Raw genomic sequence first — 19,146 nt, forward strand, 5'->3', positions numbered from 1 at the left:
AAATAAAATGCAATTACAGGATTTACTTTATGGCGTAACGATTAAAGAATTGGTTGGAAAAACCGATAGGGAAATCAATGCACTGAATTTCGATTCGCGTAAGGTAGGTAAAGATGATATCTTTTTTGCGGTAGTGGGAACTGTTGCTGATGGTCACCAGTTCATTGAGCAGACTATTCAGCAAGGGGCGGGTGTAATTATCTGTGAAAATTTACCAGAAATCCATGATTTTACGGTTACCTATATTAAAGTAGAAAATACATCGGTTGCTTTAGGGATCATTGCCGGTAATTATTTTGGTAATCCGTCAGCAGATTTAAAACTGATCGGTATTACAGGAACAAACGGAAAAACCACCATTGCCACCATTCTTTTTAAATTATTTAAAGATTTAGGTTATAAAACCGGGCTTTTATCAACAGTAGAGAACTATATCAACGATACTGTAGTAGCAGCAACACATACTACACCGAATCCAATTGTCTTAAACCAGCTTTTAAGGGATATGGTAAGTGCAGGCTGCGATTATTGTTTTATGGAAGTGAGTTCGCATGCGGTATCACAACACCGGATCGAAGGATTGACTTTCTCTGGCGGAGTGTTTTCGAATTTAACACATGATCATTTAGATTTTCATAAAACTTTTGATGCTTACCTGAAAGCCAAAAAAGCATTTTTTGATATGCTACCTAAATCGGCATTTGCGCTGACCAATATCGACGATAAAAACGGTGCGGTGATGCTACAGAATACCAAAGCGCATAAAAAGACCTATGCCCTTAAGCAACTGGCCGATTTTAAAGCAAAAATTATCGAAAACCAATTCAGTGGCTTGCATTTAGATATCGATAACGAAGACGTTTACTTCAAGCTTGTAGGCTCTTTTAATGCGTATAACTTACTGGCTGTTTACGGAACCGCAATTTTACTGGAGCAGGATAAATTAAAGGTGCTGACTTTGTTGAGCCGTTTATCGGGTGCTGAAGGAAGATTTGATTATATCACTTCTGCTGATAAGATTATTGGTATTGTAGATTACGCGCATACGCCAGATGCCGTTCAGAATGTGTTGAGTACCATTGCTAATATCCGCAAAGGAACCGAACAGGTAATTACGGTAATCGGGTGCGGGGGAGATCGTGACAAAACTAAACGACCAATTATGGCACAGGTGGCCTGCGATTGGAGCGATAAAGTGATCCTCACTTCAGATAATCCACGTACAGAAGATGCTCAGGCAATAATTAACGATATGGAAGCTGGGGTTTCGCCAACAAATAAGCGTAAAACCTTATCAATTTTAGATAGAAGAGAAGCTATAAAAACAGCCTGTCATTTGGCACAACCTGGAGATATTATTCTTGTTGCGGGCAAAGGACACGAAAAATACCAGGAAATTAATGGTGTAAGGAACCATTTTGATGATAAAGAAATTTTACTTGAACAATTAAAACCAATCAGCTAATGTTATATTTATTATTCGAATACCTGCATAAGCATTATGATATACCTGGGTTAAGGTTGTTTCAGTACATCACTTTCCGTGCTTCGGTTTCTATTATTTTATCGCTGATTATTACTACGGTATATGGTCGTAGGCTGATTGATTTTTTGCATAAAAAACAGGTGGGCGAAACGGTAAGGAATTTAGGTTTGGAAGGCCAGATGCAGAAACAGGGTACACCTACAATGGGTGGTATCATCATTTTGCTCGGTATTCTTATCCCGACTTTATTATTTGCCAATATTTCCAATATTTATGTCATCCTAATGATCATTACCACGATTTGGATGGGTGCTGTAGGTTTCTTGGACGATTATATCAAAGTTTTCAAAAAAAACAAAGAAGGTTTAGCAGGCCGTTTTAAGGTAGTTGGCCAGGTTGGCTTAGGCTTAATTGTTGGTTGCACCATGTACTTTCATCCAAATATTGTAGTGAGGGAAACTGTGCAGGACGATGTGAAAAGCACTTCTTCTGTGCCAATGGTGTTGCGCCAAAAGGGCGAAACCTTTTACTATACACAAGATGTAAAATCAACCAAGTCGAACATGCCTTTTTATAAGAACAATGAGTTCGATTATGCCAAGGTGTTGAAGTTTCTGGGTGGCGATTATCAGAAATATGGATTTTTCATCTTCCTGATCGTAACGGTATTTATCATTACTGCGGTGTCGAACGGGGCAAACATTACCGATGGGATTGACGGTTTAGCAACGGGAACTTCGGCAGTAATCGGGATTACGCTCGGTATTTTGGCTTATGTATCGGGTAACACCATTATGGCCGATTACCTTAACATTATGTACATACCAAACTCTGCAGAGCTGATGATTTTCGCAGGTGCATTTGTGGGTTCCTGTGTTGGTTTCCTTTGGTACAACTCTTACCCAGCGCAGATTTTTATGGGCGATACCGGAAGCTTGGCCATTGGGGGGATCATTGCCTCATTTGCCATCATGATCCGCAAGGAGCTGTTGATTCCGATTCTATGTGGGATATTCCTCGTAGAACTGGTGTCGGTAATTATGCAGGTATCTTATTTTAAATATACAAAGAAGAAATTTGGTGAAGGACGCAGGATTTTCCTGATGTCGCCTTTGCATCACCACTACCAGAAAAAAGGATATCACGAAGCCAAAATTGTAACCCGCTTCTGGATTATCGGAATTATGCTGGCAATTATGACCATCGTAACATTGAAGTTAAGGTAGTGGGTTAGAAGGTTTAGCGGCTTAAATACAGAAGGACTAAAGCTAAAATTACAATACGGAATAAAATTAAAATGCCCTTAGTGGTAAATAAAAAATAAAAGTGTGATGGTATTCTTGTCTTGATACCATTTACCAGATACTAAAAAAATAAAACAATGAGCACGAATAATATCACATCAAGCAATACGAAGTCAGCGATGACCGGGCAGAGCCGTGTGGTTATTCTTGGTGCTGGAGAAAGTGGGGTTGGTGCTGCAAAATTGGCTCAGGCAAAAGGTTTCGAGGTTTTTGTTTCCGATTACGGTGTAATTACCGATAAATATAAAGCTGCATTAGAAAAACTTGGTATACCGTTCGAATCTGAAAAGCATACTGAAGAATTGATTCTGAATGCAACTGAAGTAATTAAGAGCCCAGGTATTCCGCCTACAGCTCCAATCATTAAAAAATTGGTAGCCAAAGGGATTTCAGTGGTTTCCGAAATTGAGTTTGCCAAAAGATATACCCAGGCAAAAACCATTTGCATTACGGGTTCCAATGGTAAATCAACTACCAGTTTATTAACCTATCATATCTTAAAAAATGCCGGGTTAAACGTAGGTCTGGCAGGTAACATCGGGCAAAGTTTTGCAGCCCAGGTGGCTACAGAAGATTACGAATATTATGTGCTGGAAATCTCGAGTTTTATGCTCGATGATATGTTCAAATTTAAAGCCGATATCGCAGTTTTGCTGAACATCACGCCAGATCATTTAGATCGTTACGACTATAAACTGGAGAATTATGCCGCATCTAAAATGCGTATAGTTCAAAATCAAACTGCAGAAGATGTTTTCATTTATTGTGCAGACGACGAAGAGAGCCTAAAAGCCATCGCGTTGATTAAACCTATCGCAAAAGCCTTTCCATTTTCAATTACTAAAAAAGTTGAACTGGGTGCTTATTTAGAAGAAACTACTATACATATCCTTACAGAACCTAATAACCAACTAACCATGTCTATTTCAGATTTAGCCTTACAGGGCAAGCACAACATTTATAATTCTATGGCCTCAGGCATTGTGTCTAAAGTTTTAGAGTTAAGGAATGAATCCATTCGCGAAAGCATGGGTAATTTCAAGAATATTGAGCACAGGTTAGAGCATGTGGCCAAAATTTCGGGGATCGATTTTATCAACGATAGTAAAGCCACCAATGTGAACTCTACCTGGTATGCTTTAGAAAGTATGACCAGCGATGTAGTGCTGATTATGGGCGGTGTTGATAAGGGTAACGATTATAACATGCTTAAGGATTTGGTTAAAAGTAAGGTAAAGGCTATTGTTTGCTTAGGTAAAGACAATAAACGTATCCACGATGCTTTTGAAGATGATGTAGAAGTAATTGTAAATACTTTTTCGGCTGAAGAAGCTGCACAGATTGCTTTCCACCTGGCTAAACGTGGCGATACCGTTTTGCTCTCACCAGCATGTGCAAGTTTCGATTTGTTTAAAAATTATGAAGACCGCGGAAACCAGTTTAAAGCGGCTGTTAGAGAATTATAATAGGAGGCTCAATATATGTTGCAGGCACTACTTAATAAAACAAAAGGCGATAGATGGATCTGGTTGATCATCATCCTGCTTTCGCTTATATCTGTAATGGCAGTATACAGTGCAACAGGTACCCTGGCGTATAAAAAAGGAGAAACCGTAGAAAAGCTTTTGCTTACCAAACACTTAATTTTTGTGTTGATGGGTATCGGGATGATCTATATTGCCCACCTGCTCGATTACCGCTATTATGCCGGTATTTCTAAAGTGCTGATGATTGTGACCATTCCTTTGCTTTTTTATACCTTGATATTTGGAACCAACTTAAACGATGCTTCGAGGTGGGTTAAAATACCGGTAATCGGATTAACCTTTCAAACTTCCGATCTGGCCAAGCTGGCGTTGATTACCTTTTTGGCCCGGATGTTGACTAAAAAGCAAGAAAATATTAAAAACGTTAAAGAGTCATTTATACCAATTATGGGTTCGGTTTGTGTGGTGTTTGTTTTAATCGCACTGGCCAATCTATCTACAGCGTTAATGCTGTTTGGTGTAAGTATATTGCTGTTAATTATCGGTAGGATCAGTATTAAACAGATCGCAATTGTGTGTGCAGGAGGTTTTGTGCTCCTGTTGTTCGTTTTCTTTTTGGGCCCAAGAAGAAAAACCTACATGTCGCGAATCAATACGTTCATGCATCCCGAAATGCAGCATTCAGATAAAACTTTCCAGGCAGATCAGGCAAAAATTGCCTTGGCTACTGGTGGTGTTTTTGGTAAAGGACCAGGTAATAGTACACAACGCAATTTCCTACCACACCCGTATTCCGATTTTATTTTCGCCATTATTATTGAAGAATGGGGAACAGTGGGAGGAATTGTAATCATGATACTATACCTGGTGCTTTTATACCGATGTATCAAGATCGTAACCCGGGCGCCCAAGGCCTTCGGTGCGCTCCTGGCAGCCGGACTAAGTTTTAGTCTGACCATTCAGGCCTTTGCGAATATGGCTGTAGCTGTAGGGTTGGGTCCGGTAACAGGGGTTCCGCTTCCGTTGGTAAGCATGGGCGGTACATCAATGATCTTCACAAGTGTGGCTTTCGGCATTATACTCAGTGTGAGCCGCGATGTAGAAGAAAATGCCAAATTGACGCCGAAAGAAGAAAAAATAAATAATAAAATAATTGTTGGAGAGATTCCAGCGATAGCGTAATTAATGATTGAATTAGTGAATAATTGAATTTATGCAATGATTAATGATTTGAGTGAATTAGAAATTGAATAAAACATCCCAAAGTTTTAAAGTTGAAATTAAATTAATAAATGATGGAGAATGTTAGTAAAATAGATTTTGTTACGGCAATAAAAGCAAGAACAAAAAAGTTGGTTTTAGATTCAATTAAGTTCTATCAAGCATTACCAAAAACCGAAGAAGCAAGAATATTAGGTAGGCAATTTATGCGTTCCTCTTCTTCAGTTGGATCAAATTATAGAGCAGCCTGTAGAAGCAGGTCAAAAGCTGAGTTTTACGCAAAACTTAGCATAGTTGTAGAAGAGGCTGATGAAACAGCTTTTTGGATTGAAATTTTAACCGAATCTGGAATTTCGGATTTAGTTAAAGCTCAGCCATTATTAAAAGAAGTAAATGAAATTTTGGCAATTGTAGCTAAGGCAAGAAAAACAGTAAGTAATAATAAATAGTGATTGAAGGAGTGATGATTGAATTAAAGAATGAAGGAATTGCCTGTAGCACTCACTCATTCAAAATTCTATCATTCAATAATTAAATATAAAATGAATAATTCCCCAAAAATTATCATATCAGGTGGTGGCACGGGCGGGCATATTTTTCCCGCCGTAGCCATAGCCAATGCGCTAAAACGCATGGTGCCAGCCTGTGAAATCTTATTTGTGGGTGCAATAGGCCGAATGGAAATGGAAAAAGTTCCTGCAGCCGGATATAAAATTATAGGACTGAATATTAGTGGGATGCAACGTGGCTCGATTATTAAAAATCTGGCACTCCCGTTCAAGGTAATCGGTAGTGTGCGTAAAGCCATGCAGATTATTAATGATTTTAAGCCCGATGCTGTAGTAGGTGTTGGCGGCTATGCCTCTGGGCCTTTGTTGTATGCGGCCTCTTTGAAAGGCATTCCTTACCTCATCCAGGAACAGAATTCTTATGCCGGCGTAACCAATAAGTGGTTAGGTAAAAAAGCTTCGAAAATCTGTGTCGCCTTTGATGGTATGGATCAGTTTTTTCCTGCAGACAAGATTTTGAAAACAGGTAATCCTGTCCGCCAGGAAGTAGTTGATATTAAAGGTAAACACCATGCTGGTGCCGAACTATTGAAACTAGATCCTCTGAAAAAGACCATTATGGTTACCGGTGGGAGTTTAGGTGCAGGAACACTAAATAAGGCGATTGAAAAACATTTGCCCGAGATTATAGCACAAGATGTGCAGGTGATCTGGCAAACAGGTAAGTATTACTACAAAGGGATTATAGAAAGATTGGGTTTAGAATATCATCCCAATGTTCGCATTCTCGAGTTTTTAAATAAAATGGATCTGGCCTATGCAGCAGCAGATGTAATTGTGAGCAGGGCAGGAGCCGGAACCATAGCAGAACTTTGTTTAATTAAAAAACCAGTGATATTGGTGCCTTCGCCAAATGTAGCAGAAGACCATCAAACTAAAAATGCGATGGCATTGGTTAAAAATGGAGCTGCAATACTAATTAACGATCGCGCTGCAGAAGATACCCTGGTTAAAGAAGCGCTGGCATTGCTGGCAAATAAAGAACAGTGCGAAAAACTAGCTGAAAATGTAGCTAAGATGGCATTGCCGGAAGCAGATGAAATTATTGCGAACGAAGTATTGAAATTAATAAGGCTGAAAGACTAAAGCAGAAAGACCAAAGTAACGACAGATCGTCATTGCAAGGTCCGAAGCACAATCTTAATGCGATAGAAAATAAAAAATAAAACAATAGAAAGGCAAGCTTTAAGCTTTGGTCTTTCAACTTTCAGCTTAAAAAAATGGAACTAAGTAAAATAAATAGGGTTTTCTTTGTAGGTATCGGTGGTATCGGCATGAGTGCGCTTGCCCGTTATTTTGCTAAACGCGGTCAGGTGGTTTGCGGTTACGATAAAACCAGGACCAAACTGACTGAAACCTTAGAGCAGGAAGGTATTCTCATTACCTATCTTGATGAAGCCTCTTCATTGCCTTGTGCATTTTTGGATAATCATGATGATACCCTGGTGGTTTACACACCAGCAATTCCAAAAGAAGCTAAAATTTTAAACCATTTTATAAATAATGGTTTTGCGCTCAAAAAACGATCTGAGGTTTTAGGGATTATCAGTAAAGGAATGTTCTGTATTGCAGTTGCGGGTACACATGGCAAAACCACAACATCATCTGTTGTTGCACATATTTTAAAAGATACGGGTTACGATTGTACCGCTTTTTTAGGTGGAATAACCAGTAACTATAACAGTAATGTGCTTTTCGGTAAAAACAATGTAGTAGTGGTAGAGGCCGATGAATACGATCGGTCGTTTTTAACCCTCCACCCAGATGTAGCGGTGGTTACTTCCATGGATGCCGATCATTTGGATATTTATGGAGATAAAAGCCATCTCGAAGAATCTTTCCGTTTGTTTGCAGGTCAGCTCAAAGCCGAAGGTGTGCTTTATGCGCACGAAGGATTGCCGCTGGAGAAAAGCATCAGTTATGCCGCAAGTTCAACAGCAACGGCAAGAGCAGAGCATTTAAGGGTAGAAGGGGCGAAATTTGTTTTTGATTATGCAGATGGTACTCAAAGCATCAAAGACATTAGTTTAATGCTTCCCGGTAAACACAATGTAGAAAATACAACGGTTGCCATTGCTATTGCCTTACAGTTGGGCATAGATGCAGAAAAAGTGAAACAGGCAGTTGCAAATTTTAAGGGGGTTAAACGCCGCTTCGAATATATTGTAAATAATGGCAGTCAGATTTATATAGATGATTATGCACATCATCCTGAAGAACTGAGGGCTTGTTTTGATGCAGTGAGGCAATTGTATCCAGATAAAAAGCTGACGGTAATTTTTCAGCCGCACTTATTCACGAGAACAAGAGATTTTGCAGATGATTTTGCAAAAGTTTTAAGCACTGTTGACGAACTGATACTGCTGGAGATTTATCCAGCAAGAGAATTACCGCTTGAGGGGGTAAATGCTCAGTTTTTATTGGATAAAATTACTTTGGCAGATAAAAAAATATGTGGAAAAGATTTTGTGGTTCAATATGTTAAGGATACAAAACCTGAATTAATTTTAACAGTAGGTGCGGGAGATATCGACACGATTATCGAACCCCTTAAAAATACTTTAAACAATGCTTAAACGGATAAACTGGAGCACAATTTTTACTGGCTTTGCCTGGCTGATCAGTCTGGCAGGGGTGGTGGTGCTTTTGAGTTTTATCAATGTGAAGAAACAGACTGTTAAATGTACCGATGTTAAGATTCTGATTCCCGGAGCTGATAATTTTATTGAACGCGAAGAAATCGATGCTATTTTAAAAGAAGATCAAGGTGTGCTTTTAGGGCGCAACCTCGAAAATATCAATATTCATAAGATCGAGAAAAAACTGCAGTCTAACCCTTACATCGGTTTTGCTAAAGTATATGTAGATATGGATGGGGTGTTGCACATTGAAGTAAAACAACGTCAGCCAATCCTTCGCATATTGAACGAAAACGGGCAGGATTTTTATATTGATAATGACGGGCTGAAAATGCCTATCTCATCAAATTTTACAGCTGATGTGCTTGTAGCAACAGGACATATTACAGAGGTTTTTGGTAGTAGGGTTGATACTTTGCATACACAATTGGCAAGAGATTTATACAAAACGGCACAGTATATTAAAAAAGATACCCTTTGGGATTCGCAGATCGAACAGATTGTGGTAGATCAGAAAAACGACATCGAACTGATACCAAGAGTAGGCAATCAACGTATTGTTTTGGGTAATGCCGATTCGCTTGAAAAGAAAATGAAAAACCTGTTGCTGTTTTATAAAAAAGCAATGCCACAGGTAGGATGGGATACCTATAAAACCATAAATATTAAATATACCAATCAGATTGTTTGTGAAAAAAGAGACTCAACAGGTCTTGGAAAAAAAGCAAAAACAATTTCTGCAGCCGATAGTTTGAGGATACAGCGAAGCGTGACTGACTCATTAATCAAAAGCACAATTGTTGCCACAATGGACGATCGGCCAGAGGCTGATCAACAAGAAAAAGTGGAGCCTAAAAAAAATGAAGTTCCAAAGGTTGAACCAAAAAAGGTTGAAGTAAAAAAAACCGAACCTAAAAAGGTAGAGCCGAAAAAAACAACACCAGTTAAAACAGAAGTAAAAAAGCTAACAGTTATGTCAGCTACAAAACCAAGGGAAACGAAACCTGCGGATAAAAAAGAGAAACCGAAGCAAACGGTAATAACACAGCCAAAGCCGGCAAAATCTGAGGCTCAATTAAAAAAAGAGAAAGAAGCAAGAGAGAAAGAAATCAGAGCCCTGGAAAAACAGTATAAAACTCAGCAAAATTAACGAATATGGACAAGGCAAAATTTACCAGTCAGTCGCCCATCGTAGTAGGATTGGATATCGGTACTACAAAAATTTGTGTTATCGTTGGTCGTAGAACACAGCACGGTAAGATAGAAATCTTAGGAATAGGCAAGGCAGAATCGGCGGGAGTGACACGCGGAGTGGTTTCTAACATTCAAAAAACAGTGCAGGGTATTGCTCAAGCAGTTGAAGTAGCAAGCGGACAATCCAATGTAGAGATACAGGTGGTAAATGTGGGTATTGCTGGTCAGCACATTAAGAGCTTACAGCACAGAGGAATTTTAACAAGAAGAGAATTAAACAACGAAATCGGTAAAAAAGATATCGATAAATTGATTGATGATATGTTTAAACTGGTAATGCCACCGGGTGAGGAGATCATTCATGTATTGCCACAAGAATTTACCATCGATAACGAACCAGGAATCAAAGATCCGATCGGTATGGCAGGGGTTCGCCTTGAAGCTAACTTCCATATTATCTCTGGTCAGGTTACGGCTGTAAAAAACATTATTAAATGTGTAAACAATGCAGGGCTGCAAACTCAGGATTTAATTCTTGAGCCATTGGCTTCTTCTGAATCGGTGTTGAGCGAGGAAGAAAAAGAAGCTGGTATTGCATTGGTTGATATTGGTGGTGGTACTACAGATATAGCCATTTTCCATGAAGGTATTATCCGTCATACGGCAGTTATTCCTTTTGGTGGTAATAGTGTAACCGAAGATATCAGAGAGGGCTGCTCTGTAATGCGCAATCAGGCTGAGTTGTTAAAAACACGTTTTGGTTCGGCGTTGGCTGAAGAAAATAAAGAAAACGAAATTATTTGCGTTCCGGGCTTGCGTGGCCGCGAACCAAAAGAGATTTCGGTTAAAAACCTTGCTTACGTTATCCAGGCCCGTATGGAAGAGATTATTGAGCACGTATATTATGAGATCAAATCTTCAGGGTATGAGAAAAAACTCATCGGTGGTATTGTAATTACAGGTGGTGGTGCTTTATTAAAACACTTATCGCAGGCGGTTGAATATGTAACTGGTTTAGATTGCCGTATTGGTTACCCGAACGAGCACTTATCTAAATACGAAGATATGCCTAAAGCCATTTACGATGATCTGAAAAGCCCAATGTATGCAACCAGCGTAGGCTTGCTGATTAAAGGAATCCAGAAAGCTGAAGAATTAATTGAAGAAATGAAACAACCTGGTGTTTTTGTAGAAAAACCAAAAACAGCAAAAGAAAAGGAGAAACGCGGACCAGGCTTGTTCGATAAATTACTGGCAAAAACAAGAACTTTCATTCAGGATGATATGAATGTAAGTGATGAAGATTACTTAAAAAGTTAATTACTTTTCCACAAAAGATGAGTTTTCCACATTATTAACAGTTGTGGAAAACGTCTGTTGAAAAAGTGTTAATATTACATTGAGTAATGAACAGAATTTAAAATTTTTAAACAACTGATTCATAAAGATATGCAGTTCGAAATGTTAAAAGATAAGTCTTCAATCATCAAGGTAATTGGTGTTGGAGGCGGTGGCGGCAACGCAGTGAACCATATGTACCTGTCTGGTATTACTGGTGTGGATTTTATTATTTGTAATACAGATGCCCAGGCTTTGGAATCTAGCCCGATACCTAACAAGGTACAATTAGGGGCTAGTTTAACCGAAGGAATGGGGGCTGGTTCTATCCCTGAGGTTGGTAAAAACTCAGCTATAGAGAATATAGATGATATTAAGGCAATGTTAGGTAGTACAACCAAAATGCTTTTTATTACAGCAGGAATGGGTGGTGGTACTGGAACAGGCGCTTCTCCAATCATTGCGAAAGCAGCTAAAGAACTTGATATTTTAACTGTAGCCATCATTACTACACCATTTTCTTTCGAAGGAAAAAGACGTAGACTGCAGGCCGACGAGGGAATGGAAGAGTTGAAAAAATATGTAGATTCTTACCTGGTTATCTCTAACGATCGCCTGCGCGAAATCTTCGGAAACCTAACCCTGGGTTCTGCCTTCGGTCAGGCTGACGATATTTTAACAACAGCTGCAAAAGGTATTGCAGAGATCATTACCGTTCCAGGTTATATCAACGTGGATTTTAAGGATGTGCGTACCGTAATGAAAGATAGCGGTGTAGCCATTATGGGTAGTTTCGCCGCTGAGGGTGATGACCGTGCATTGCAGGCTGTTGAAGGTGCTTTAGCTTCTCCATTGTTAAAAGATAATGAAATCGAAGGTGCCCGTTATATTTTATTGAACATCAGCTCAGGTTTGCGTGAGGTAACCATGGATGAGGTTTCGATCATTACCGATTATATTCAGGAGAAAGCTGGTTTGTCAGCTGATCTAATATGGGGTAACTGTACGGACGAATCTTTAAGCGATAAGCTTTCTGTAACCATTATTGCAACTGGTTTTCAAACATCAGAAGAACGTGTAAACGAAGAAAAAAATAAAAAGAAAATATCACTTTTAACACCTGAAGAAGCACCGCTAGTTCGTCCCGTTGAACCTGTAAACTCTTTCATTCAGCCTAAAACAACGCCATCTTATGAGCCTGTTTTAAAAACTAAGGAAGAAGTTTCGCAAGCAGATCTTTTTGGTGGTATGTTCAATAAATCTGAACCTCAAAAAGTTCAGGAGCCAGAAAATAACGTGGTTCGCCATACTTTAATTGAAGAAGAACCTCAGGTAGAAGAAGCAAAGGAAACCGGATTTGAATTTGAAGTTAAATTAGCGGAAACTAATTTTGTGTTCGAAACACCAGTTGCCCAAATGCCGCCAATGCCTGAGCCGGAGCCAGAAATCGAAATGCCGGTTGTTGGTTTAGATGACGACAAAAGTGATGAATCGATGGAAGAGCAATTGAAAAAATCTAAAGAGCGTATCTTACGTTTAAAAGATTTAAGTATGAAATTGCGTACAACTAATGGTTTACAGGAATTAGAAAACGAACCTGCTTACAAACGCAAGCAAATGCAGTTGCAACAAGTTCAGCATTCTTCTGAATCGCAGGTAAGTAGATTTACGTTAAGCAATGATCAGGATGGTGGTACAGAGATTAGACCTAACAATTCTTTCTTGCACGATAACGTTGATTAAAACGAACCAAATATAATTTTAAAGCCCCGTTGTAAAATCGGGGCTTTTTTGGCATAAAATTGGAGTGTTAAAAAATCTTAATTAACACCTAAAAGATCATTAGGTTGATTTTAAGACGAATAAAGCTTAAATTCGCAAAATTTTATTATAAAAAACACATAATACATTGGATATATTTGATAAGATAGCAAAGCACATGGGACCTCTTGGCCAACACCAGAAATGGTCTCATGGGTATTTCTCGTTTCCAAAATTAGAGGGAGAAATTGCACCTCATATGCAGTTTCGTGGAAAAGAGCATTTGGTTTGGAGTTTAAACAACTACTTAGGCTTAGCCAATCACCCGGAAGTTAGAAAAGCAGATGAAGAAGCTGCTGCAAAATTCGGTATGGCTTATCCTATGGGTGCCCGTATGATGAGCGGTAACTCAAACTATCACGAACAGTTGGAGCAAGAACTTGCAGAATTTGTAGGTAAACCCGATGCATTTTTATTAAACTACGGCTATCAGGGCATGGTATCCATTATTGATACTTTGGTTGACAGAAATGATGTGGTGGTATATGATGCAGAATCGCATGCCTGTATTGTAGATGGATTACGTTTGCATATGGGTAAACGTTTTGTTTACAAACATAATGATATTGAAAGTGCCCGTAAGCAATTAGAACGTGCTACCAAATTGGTTGAAGAAACCGGAGGTGGAATTCTTTTAATTACTGAAGGTGTTTTCGGAATGAGTGGCGCTCAGGGCAAATTAAAGGAAATCGTTGATCTTAAAAAGGATTTCAATTTCCGTATTTTAGTTGATGATGCGCATGGTTTCGGTACTATGGGTAAAACTGGTGCTGGCACACACGAAGCACAAGACTGTATTGAAGGAATTGATGTTTACTTTGGAACCTTTGCCAAATCAATGGCAGGTATTGGTGCCTTTGTTGCTTCAACAGAACAAATTACCAATTTCTTAAGGTATAACATGCGTTCTCAGACTTTTGCTAAGGCATTACCTATGCCAATGGTAATCGGTTTATTAAAACGCTTAGAATTGCTAAAAAGCAAACCTGAATTGAAAGATAAACTTTGGGAAATTGCAATGACCCTTCAAAAAGGATTACGCGAACGCGGATTCGATTTAGGTGTTACCGATTCTGTAGTTACTCCGGTTTTCTTAAAAGGTGAACTTTCAGATGCCACTGCAATTACTTACGATTTACGCGAAAATTATAGCATCTTTTGCTCAATCGTAGTTTATCCTGTAATTCCAAAAGGTATGATCGAACTCCGTTTAATTCCTACAGCCGTACACACGTTAGAAGATGTACAACGTACTTTAGATGCTTTTAGCGAAGTTGCTGAAAAATTAGAAAACGGATATTATAAAGAGAATCTTTTCGCTACCGTTTAAGATCTATAAAAATTTTTACAGAGCCCTTTAAATACGTTTAAAGGGCTTTTTTATGAGGCTTATTTTTGCAAAAAGCTGTATTTCAGCTACTTTTGTGTATTTTTTTTAAGGTGATATGTTTATAAATGGATAGAATGTGGAAAAAAATGGCATAGAAGGCTGTTTTTTATTGTTCTAAAAATTTTTTTATTTCATCAAACCCTTTAAATTAGAGTAGATAATTAAAAACTAAAACCTTAAAGAACCATAGGAGTAATTAAAAATGAAAAAATTCGAAGAAGTAAAGAGTTTAGTGGCAGCTTTGGAAGCTGATGCAGACAAATTTTATAACAAAGGTAACAGCGCAGCTGGAACCCGTATACGTAAAGGTATGCAGGATTTGAAAAACTTAGCTCAGGCCATCCGTTTGGAGGTTCAGGAAACCAAAAACAAAGCTTAAACGATCAAAATATGAATATTGAAAAGCCTCAGAAATTTTCTGAGGCTTTTTTGTATACTATATTTTCTCTTGTTGTTATTATTTATTACTAAATGCCATCTTTACTGTAAAATATATAAGACAAATTAGCCTTCATTGCATAAGTTTTCTTAGCTTTCTTTTTATTTACTCCAAGTAGTCTTTTAGATTACAAACATTAAGCGGAAATTTTGATTTTAAGATATATTGCAAGCTTTGTGTTAAGGCAGAGTAAGTAGAATACTGAAGTGCGCCAATCATTTGGTATGAAGTGATAACATTATTAACAGTATAAGGTGTCAAAACATTTGCAATACAATAAAGCAGACAGTAAAGATGTGGAGTATGTGCTAAGCATACTGAGTAGGGTGTATCCTGTAGATATTAAATTGAAAAAAGAATTTGAGCAACATCTCTTAAGGCTCAGGATTAAAAAAGACCAAATATTGTTCAATGAGAATGAAGTATGCGAATACATCTACTTCATTGTTAAGGGAGCTTTAATGGGTTGCACTACTCATAATAAACAAAAAATAACCACCTATATCTCAGTTGAAAATGATTTTGTAAGTTCTATATCCGGTCTTCATGGATCGGGTTATTCCCAGGAATATGTGGTGGCTGTAGAAGATACGGATCTACTGGCCATCCATAATAATGAACTCAATCGTCTTTTTGCGCACCACTTCGATCTCAATTATATCTTTAGGGTTATTTTGGAGAAATATTATAAAGATGCCCAGCAAAGGGCGCATATTATCCGTGTGGGGAATGCAAAGGAGAGATACCTGTATTTTGCTAAAACCAACCCGGGATATTTAGACCGACTGCCCCTAGCGCTCGTAGCTTCACTGTTGAATGTTAAAGCATCAACACTATTATCCATCAAGAAAAATTTTTCGAAACCCAAAGAGCAGAACAAGGATCTGGCAGAATGTGGGCAGAAATTAGAGCTCTATGTTAACAAACACCAGCTGTTCAGGCAAAAGGATATTAGGCTCCATTCCCTCGCCCAAAGGATCGGCATAAGCAGCCATGAACTTTCTGTGGTATTAAACAACTATTTCAATAAAAGCTTTATTGATTATATTAATCAGTATCGTGTAAATTGGATTAAAGGAAGCATCCAGAATCGTGATATCATGCAGAACTTTACGCTAGAGGCACTCGCCTACAGCGCAGGTTTTTCTTCACGGAGTGCTTTTTATAGCTCCTTTAAAAAATTAGTAGGAATGAGTCCGATCGAATATTCTAAAACCCTAAATCAGGAAAAACTTTAATTTAACGTTTCTGTTACGGAAAGGCACTCTTAAGGTATTTTTTATTCTATAGTTGTGTTGATTTATAATTCAGGACAAACTTGCTTCTGTATTATGCACTATAAGGTGCATGTTTGACTAATTTCGTAAAACAAACATAAATAATAGGTTTCATAGGCTGATATTGGCCAAAATTGATTAAGACTATGATAAAAATCATGCGATCTGCTGATTGGGAAGAGATTAGGACTATCTATCAAGAGGGAATTGAGACAGGTACTGCGAGTTTTAGGACACCTGATATTTCTTGGGAAGACTGGGATTCTTCACACCTTAAAGCTTGTAGGTTTGTGGCCTGGAAAAATAAAGAAATTATAGGCTGGTGTGCGCTTTTGCCAGTATCGGCAAATTATGATATCGGTAGGGTAGGTGAGATAGAAGTGTATGTTAAACATGGTTATAAAGGCCAGGGGATAGGTTCTTTATTGTTAGATGCCTTGGTTAAAGAAAGTGAAAATAAAGGCATTTGGATGCTTCAGGCTGGGATATTTTTGCAAAATTCGGCCATATTGAAGATTCATGAAAAAGCAGGCTTCAGGGTAGTGGGCTATCGCGAAAAAATAGGGAAGTCAAAAGGTGTTTGGCAGGATAACCTGCTGATGGAAAGAAGAAATAAATTGATTGCTTAGCAAAGATCTTTAAACCAAGAGGGTGTACAAAAAGACATCCTCTTTTTCGTTATATCAAAGTTGAAGTTTTCGGATGCTGATAAAACATTAGGCCATTTTATCATTTTGAGTATTATTTTCCCATAACCTGTTGATCTTCATTTTTAAAAGATACGAAAGGTTTTAACAATCGTTTTTTAGGTACTTTCACTACGATTTCTCTTAAGTTGTTGCTATCATAGCCAGTCTGAAAATGGCATTTACTTTTTGGCATCTCGCGAACATTGTAACAAATCCGCTTTTTTTTAATCGAATTTACATCTATTTTGATAAAGACTTGATGTACCCTATGCGTAAAATATCCATCCTTAAACTTAGCCTTTGCATCACATTGTTCGGTGTAAATCTCGGATATGCACAGCACAAAAGACAATCTTATGAGTCCATCGCCGTAAAAGTACAGATGAATTTTAACGCGAACCAGCCAGATCAAATATATTTCCTTACATCACCAGGATTTCAGAAGAAGATGACCAGCGAGCAATTTACCATTGGTATGAGCAAGTTTCATGCTAAGGTGGGAGATTGGACAAGTTATGAATTTAAGGATGAAAATGAAACCGGAGTTGATTATTTGGCAGTATTTGAAAACTCCCGCCAGATATTTTCGCTTAAAATTGATGAGCAAGGCAAAATCAGTAGGTTAAATTTTGCAACTGTTCCTGTAGTGATTGCTGAAAAATCTTCACGGGCAGCCAGCAATAATCTGCTTAAAGACTCCTTGGATCTCTGGGTAGAGCGAGTGGTGAGACCTTATATACAAAAAGGGAATACCTGCGGCCTAGAGCTAGCATTTATCCATAACGGACAAGTACGTAAATACAGTTACGGTTCAGTTAAAAAAACAGTAGATCAATTACCCGACGCGGCAAACACTATATTTGAGATTGGCTCGGTGACAAAAACTTTCAATGCATTGCTTCTTGCTGAGGAAGTAGTATCTGGTAGGATGAAACTCACAGACCCAATTAATCTTTACCTGCCGGATTCGATACCAGAACTGAGTTTTCAAAGCAAACCGATCACTTTACAACATTTAGTTAACCATACTTCTGGTTTCCCCAGATTGCCTAGTAATATTTTTAAGGGCAAAATAGATCCAAAAGATCCGTACAAGCACTACTTATCTGATTCGCTCTACAGTTTTTTGAGACATTATAAGCCTGCTATAATGCCTGGAACAGTATTTTCCTACTCCAATTACGGTGCAGGTGTACTGGGCACTATACTGGAACGTAAGTATGGAAACAGCTTTGAGCAGTTGATTGTAAGCCGGATATGTGATCCCTTAGATATGAGAAATACCAGCGTTACACTAAACGACGCTAATCAAAAAAACTTTGCGCAAGGTTATAATGAAATCGGTGAAACAACCGTACCCTGGGAGCTGGCATCACTAAAGGGCTCGGGAGCAATTCGCTCCACATTGGATGATATGGTTAAATATACCTGTGCGCAAATGGAGATGAGAGGACCTTTGAAAAAGGCAATTGCATTAAGTCATCAGTCTACTTTTGAAGGGAGAAATCAAAGTATGGGGCTTGGTTGGAGAATTACTAAGAGTGGCCCGAACTCCTATTTGCATCATTCTGGCGGAACCGGCGGTTTCAGATCCTTCGTTGGTTTTGATGTAGAAAGAAAGATTGGGATAGTTATTCTATCAAATGCCGCGGAAGACGTTACGACAATTGGTGAAGGATTTTTAAGATAACGGTGCCCATTGCTATCGATAATGAGATTTTTAACTATGTTGGCTCACCAATTGGTTTGAATTTAAGCCTTGAATTATTATTAAGGCGCTGAAGGGGGAGCTTTTCGGACACCCCCTTTTAATAAATTATCGGATAAATTTATAATCGTCTAAGCGGTCTGATTTTACGAAGCGTGTGAGCTTACCCTGATAAAAATAAAAGAAAGTAAAAGGTTCTGGTTTTGGGATAAATGAGTTTGAGATCATGCGGTAAACATTTGTACCATCATCATTGGCCAACATCAATTCTGCAGAACGATTAGCCTTTTTAAAATCACTTTCAGGCATCCCAATTACAATTGAAGATTCAACATACGATCTGCTTTTGCATCCCATGGCCATTACCGCCATTAAGGCAATTAGTACTAATTTTTTCATGTGTGTGTTTATTTGTGTGTACAGCGGCTGTTTCAATAATGATGCCTTTAACATTCCTAAAACTTTTGCAGCATTCTGGTTTTTTGAACTTTGTTTTAAGGTGTTGATAGCCAGTTGATTTGTTAGTGTAATTTTTTATTTACACACAAAAAAACAGATTGTCTTCATTTACTTTTCAGCAAAAT

Annotated in this window: 16 protein-coding genes; 15 read left to right on the plus strand and 1 reads right to left on the minus strand. The window is 38.3% G+C overall.

Annotation, left to right across the window (positions count from 1 at the left end; all coding sequences use genetic code 11):
* Positions 1–7 precede the first annotated feature (7 nt).
* From H9N25_RS02275 to H9N25_RS02345, 15 genes are all read left to right on the plus strand, one after another.
* Positions 8–1,465 (plus strand): UDP-N-acetylmuramoyl-L-alanyl-D-glutamate--2,6-diaminopimelate ligase, encoded by a 1,458-nt coding sequence (locus H9N25_RS02275; RefSeq protein ID WP_190327815.1) that lies wholly within the window; start codon positions 8–10, stop codon positions 1,463–1,465.
* Positions 1,465–2,712: a phospho-N-acetylmuramoyl-pentapeptide-transferase gene (mraY, locus tag H9N25_RS02280; protein WP_190327816.1), complete on the plus strand. Its 1,248-nt coding sequence runs from the start codon at positions 1,465–1,467 to the stop codon at positions 2,710–2,712. Before H9N25_RS02275 ends, mraY begins: the two co-directional genes overlap by 1 nt.
* Before the next feature lie 155 nt (positions 2,713–2,867).
* On the plus strand, positions 2,868–4,256 hold the full coding sequence (murD, locus tag H9N25_RS02285) for a UDP-N-acetylmuramoyl-L-alanine--D-glutamate ligase (protein ID WP_223833552.1): 1,389 nt from the start codon (positions 2,868–2,870) through the stop codon (positions 4,254–4,256).
* Positions 4,257–4,271: 15 nt separating this feature from the next.
* The gene (locus H9N25_RS02290) at positions 4,272–5,459 is read left to right on the plus strand and encodes an FtsW/RodA/SpoVE family cell cycle protein (protein WP_190327817.1); all 1,188 of its coding nucleotides are present in this window, start codon (positions 4,272–4,274) and stop codon (positions 5,457–5,459) included.
* A 110-nt stretch (positions 5,460–5,569) separates the two neighbouring features.
* A complete protein-coding gene (locus H9N25_RS02295) occupies positions 5,570–5,947 on the plus strand; it encodes a four helix bundle protein (RefSeq protein WP_223833553.1) in 378 nt (125 codons plus the stop codon).
* 93 nt (positions 5,948–6,040) lie between these two features.
* A complete protein-coding gene (gene murG, locus H9N25_RS02300) occupies positions 6,041–7,153 on the plus strand; it encodes an undecaprenyldiphospho-muramoylpentapeptide beta-N-acetylglucosaminyltransferase (RefSeq protein WP_190327818.1) in 1,113 nt (370 codons plus the stop codon).
* Between the two features lie 134 nt (positions 7,154–7,287).
* Entirely contained in the window at positions 7,288–8,643 is a 1,356-nt protein-coding gene (gene murC, locus H9N25_RS02305) for a UDP-N-acetylmuramate--L-alanine ligase (RefSeq protein ID WP_190327819.1), read from the plus strand.
* Complete coding sequence (locus H9N25_RS02310) at positions 8,636–9,856, plus strand: cell division protein FtsQ (RefSeq protein WP_190327820.1); 1,221 nt, start codon at positions 8,636–8,638, stop codon at positions 9,854–9,856. Before murC ends, H9N25_RS02310 begins: the two co-directional genes overlap by 8 nt.
* 5 nt (positions 9,857–9,861) lie before the next feature.
* On the plus strand, positions 9,862–11,220 hold the full coding sequence (gene ftsA / locus H9N25_RS02315) for a cell division protein FtsA (RefSeq protein WP_086545007.1): 1,359 nt from the start codon (positions 9,862–9,864) through the stop codon (positions 11,218–11,220).
* Between the two features lie 129 nt (positions 11,221–11,349).
* Entirely contained in the window at positions 11,350–12,981 is a 1,632-nt protein-coding gene (gene ftsZ / locus H9N25_RS02320) for a cell division protein FtsZ (RefSeq protein WP_167293140.1), read from the plus strand.
* 166 nt (positions 12,982–13,147) lie between these two features.
* Positions 13,148–14,389, plus strand: coding sequence for an aminotransferase class I/II-fold pyridoxal phosphate-dependent enzyme (locus H9N25_RS02325; protein ID WP_086545008.1), 1,242 nt, complete (start codon positions 13,148–13,150; stop codon positions 14,387–14,389).
* A gap of 262 nt (positions 14,390–14,651) precedes the next feature.
* The gene (locus H9N25_RS02330) at positions 14,652–14,828 is read left to right on the plus strand and encodes a hypothetical protein (RefSeq protein WP_029278061.1); all 177 of its coding nucleotides are present in this window, start codon (positions 14,652–14,654) and stop codon (positions 14,826–14,828) included.
* A 314-nt stretch (positions 14,829–15,142) separates the two neighbouring features.
* A complete protein-coding gene (locus tag H9N25_RS02335) occupies positions 15,143–16,126 on the plus strand; it encodes a helix-turn-helix domain-containing protein (protein WP_190327821.1) in 984 nt (327 codons plus the stop codon).
* Between the two features lie 185 nt (positions 16,127–16,311).
* Complete coding sequence (locus H9N25_RS02340; protein ID WP_167293142.1) at positions 16,312–16,794, plus strand: GNAT family N-acetyltransferase; 483 nt, start codon at positions 16,312–16,314, stop codon at positions 16,792–16,794.
* A 232-nt stretch (positions 16,795–17,026) separates the two neighbouring features.
* Positions 17,027–18,544 carry a serine hydrolase gene (locus H9N25_RS02345; protein ID WP_167293143.1) on the plus strand — a complete coding sequence of 506 codons (1,518 nt, stop codon included), beginning with the start codon at positions 17,027–17,029 and terminating at the stop codon, positions 18,542–18,544.
* Positions 18,545–18,670: 126 nt separating this feature from the next.
* On the opposite strand, the gene H9N25_RS02350 is transcribed toward H9N25_RS02345, so the two are convergent.
* Entirely contained in the window at positions 18,671–18,961 is a 291-nt protein-coding gene (locus H9N25_RS02350) for a hypothetical protein (protein ID WP_190327822.1), read from the minus strand.
* Between the last annotated feature and the right edge of the window lie 185 nt (positions 18,962–19,146).

This window comes from Pedobacter riviphilus, assembly GCF_014692875.1.
Lineage (GTDB): Bacteria > Bacteroidota > Bacteroidia > Sphingobacteriales > Sphingobacteriaceae > Pedobacter > Pedobacter riviphilus.

What these genes read in the sequence shown, in the direction of transcription:
- H9N25_RS02275 (WP_190327815.1), top strand. Translation starts at nt 8, where the DNA reads ATGCAATTACAGGATTTACTTTATGGCGTAACGATTAAAGAATTGGTT.
- ftsZ (WP_167293140.1), top strand. Translation starts at nt 11,350, where the DNA reads ATGCAGTTCGAAATGTTAAAAGATAAGTCTTCAATCATCAAGGTAATT.
- H9N25_RS02330 (WP_029278061.1), top strand. Translation starts at nt 14,652, where the DNA reads ATGAAAAAATTCGAAGAAGTAAAGAGTTTAGTGGCAGCTTTGGAAGCT.
- ftsA (WP_086545007.1), top strand. Translation starts at nt 9,862, where the DNA reads ATGGACAAGGCAAAATTTACCAGTCAGTCGCCCATCGTAGTAGGATTG.
- H9N25_RS02295 (WP_223833553.1), top strand. Translation starts at nt 5,570, where the DNA reads ATGATGGAGAATGTTAGTAAAATAGATTTTGTTACGGCAATAAAAGCA.
- H9N25_RS02310 (WP_190327820.1), top strand. Translation starts at nt 8,636, where the DNA reads ATGCTTAAACGGATAAACTGGAGCACAATTTTTACTGGCTTTGCCTGG.
- murD (WP_223833552.1), top strand. Translation starts at nt 2,868, where the DNA reads ATGAGCACGAATAATATCACATCAAGCAATACGAAGTCAGCGATGACC.
- H9N25_RS02350 (WP_190327822.1), bottom strand. Translation starts at nt 18,961, where the DNA reads ATGAAAAAATTAGTACTAATTGCCTTAATGGCGGTAATGGCCATGGGA.
- murG (WP_190327818.1), top strand. Translation starts at nt 6,041, where the DNA reads ATGAATAATTCCCCAAAAATTATCATATCAGGTGGTGGCACGGGCGGG.
- H9N25_RS02290 (WP_190327817.1), top strand. Translation starts at nt 4,272, where the DNA reads ATGTTGCAGGCACTACTTAATAAAACAAAAGGCGATAGATGGATCTGG.
- murC (WP_190327819.1), top strand. Translation starts at nt 7,288, where the DNA reads ATGGAACTAAGTAAAATAAATAGGGTTTTCTTTGTAGGTATCGGTGGT.
- H9N25_RS02345 (WP_167293143.1), top strand. Translation starts at nt 17,027, where the DNA reads ATGGCATTTACTTTTTGGCATCTCGCGAACATTGTAACAAATCCGCTT.
- mraY (WP_190327816.1), top strand. Translation starts at nt 1,465, where the DNA reads ATGTTATATTTATTATTCGAATACCTGCATAAGCATTATGATATACCT.
- H9N25_RS02340 (WP_167293142.1), top strand. Translation starts at nt 16,312, where the DNA reads ATGATAAAAATCATGCGATCTGCTGATTGGGAAGAGATTAGGACTATC.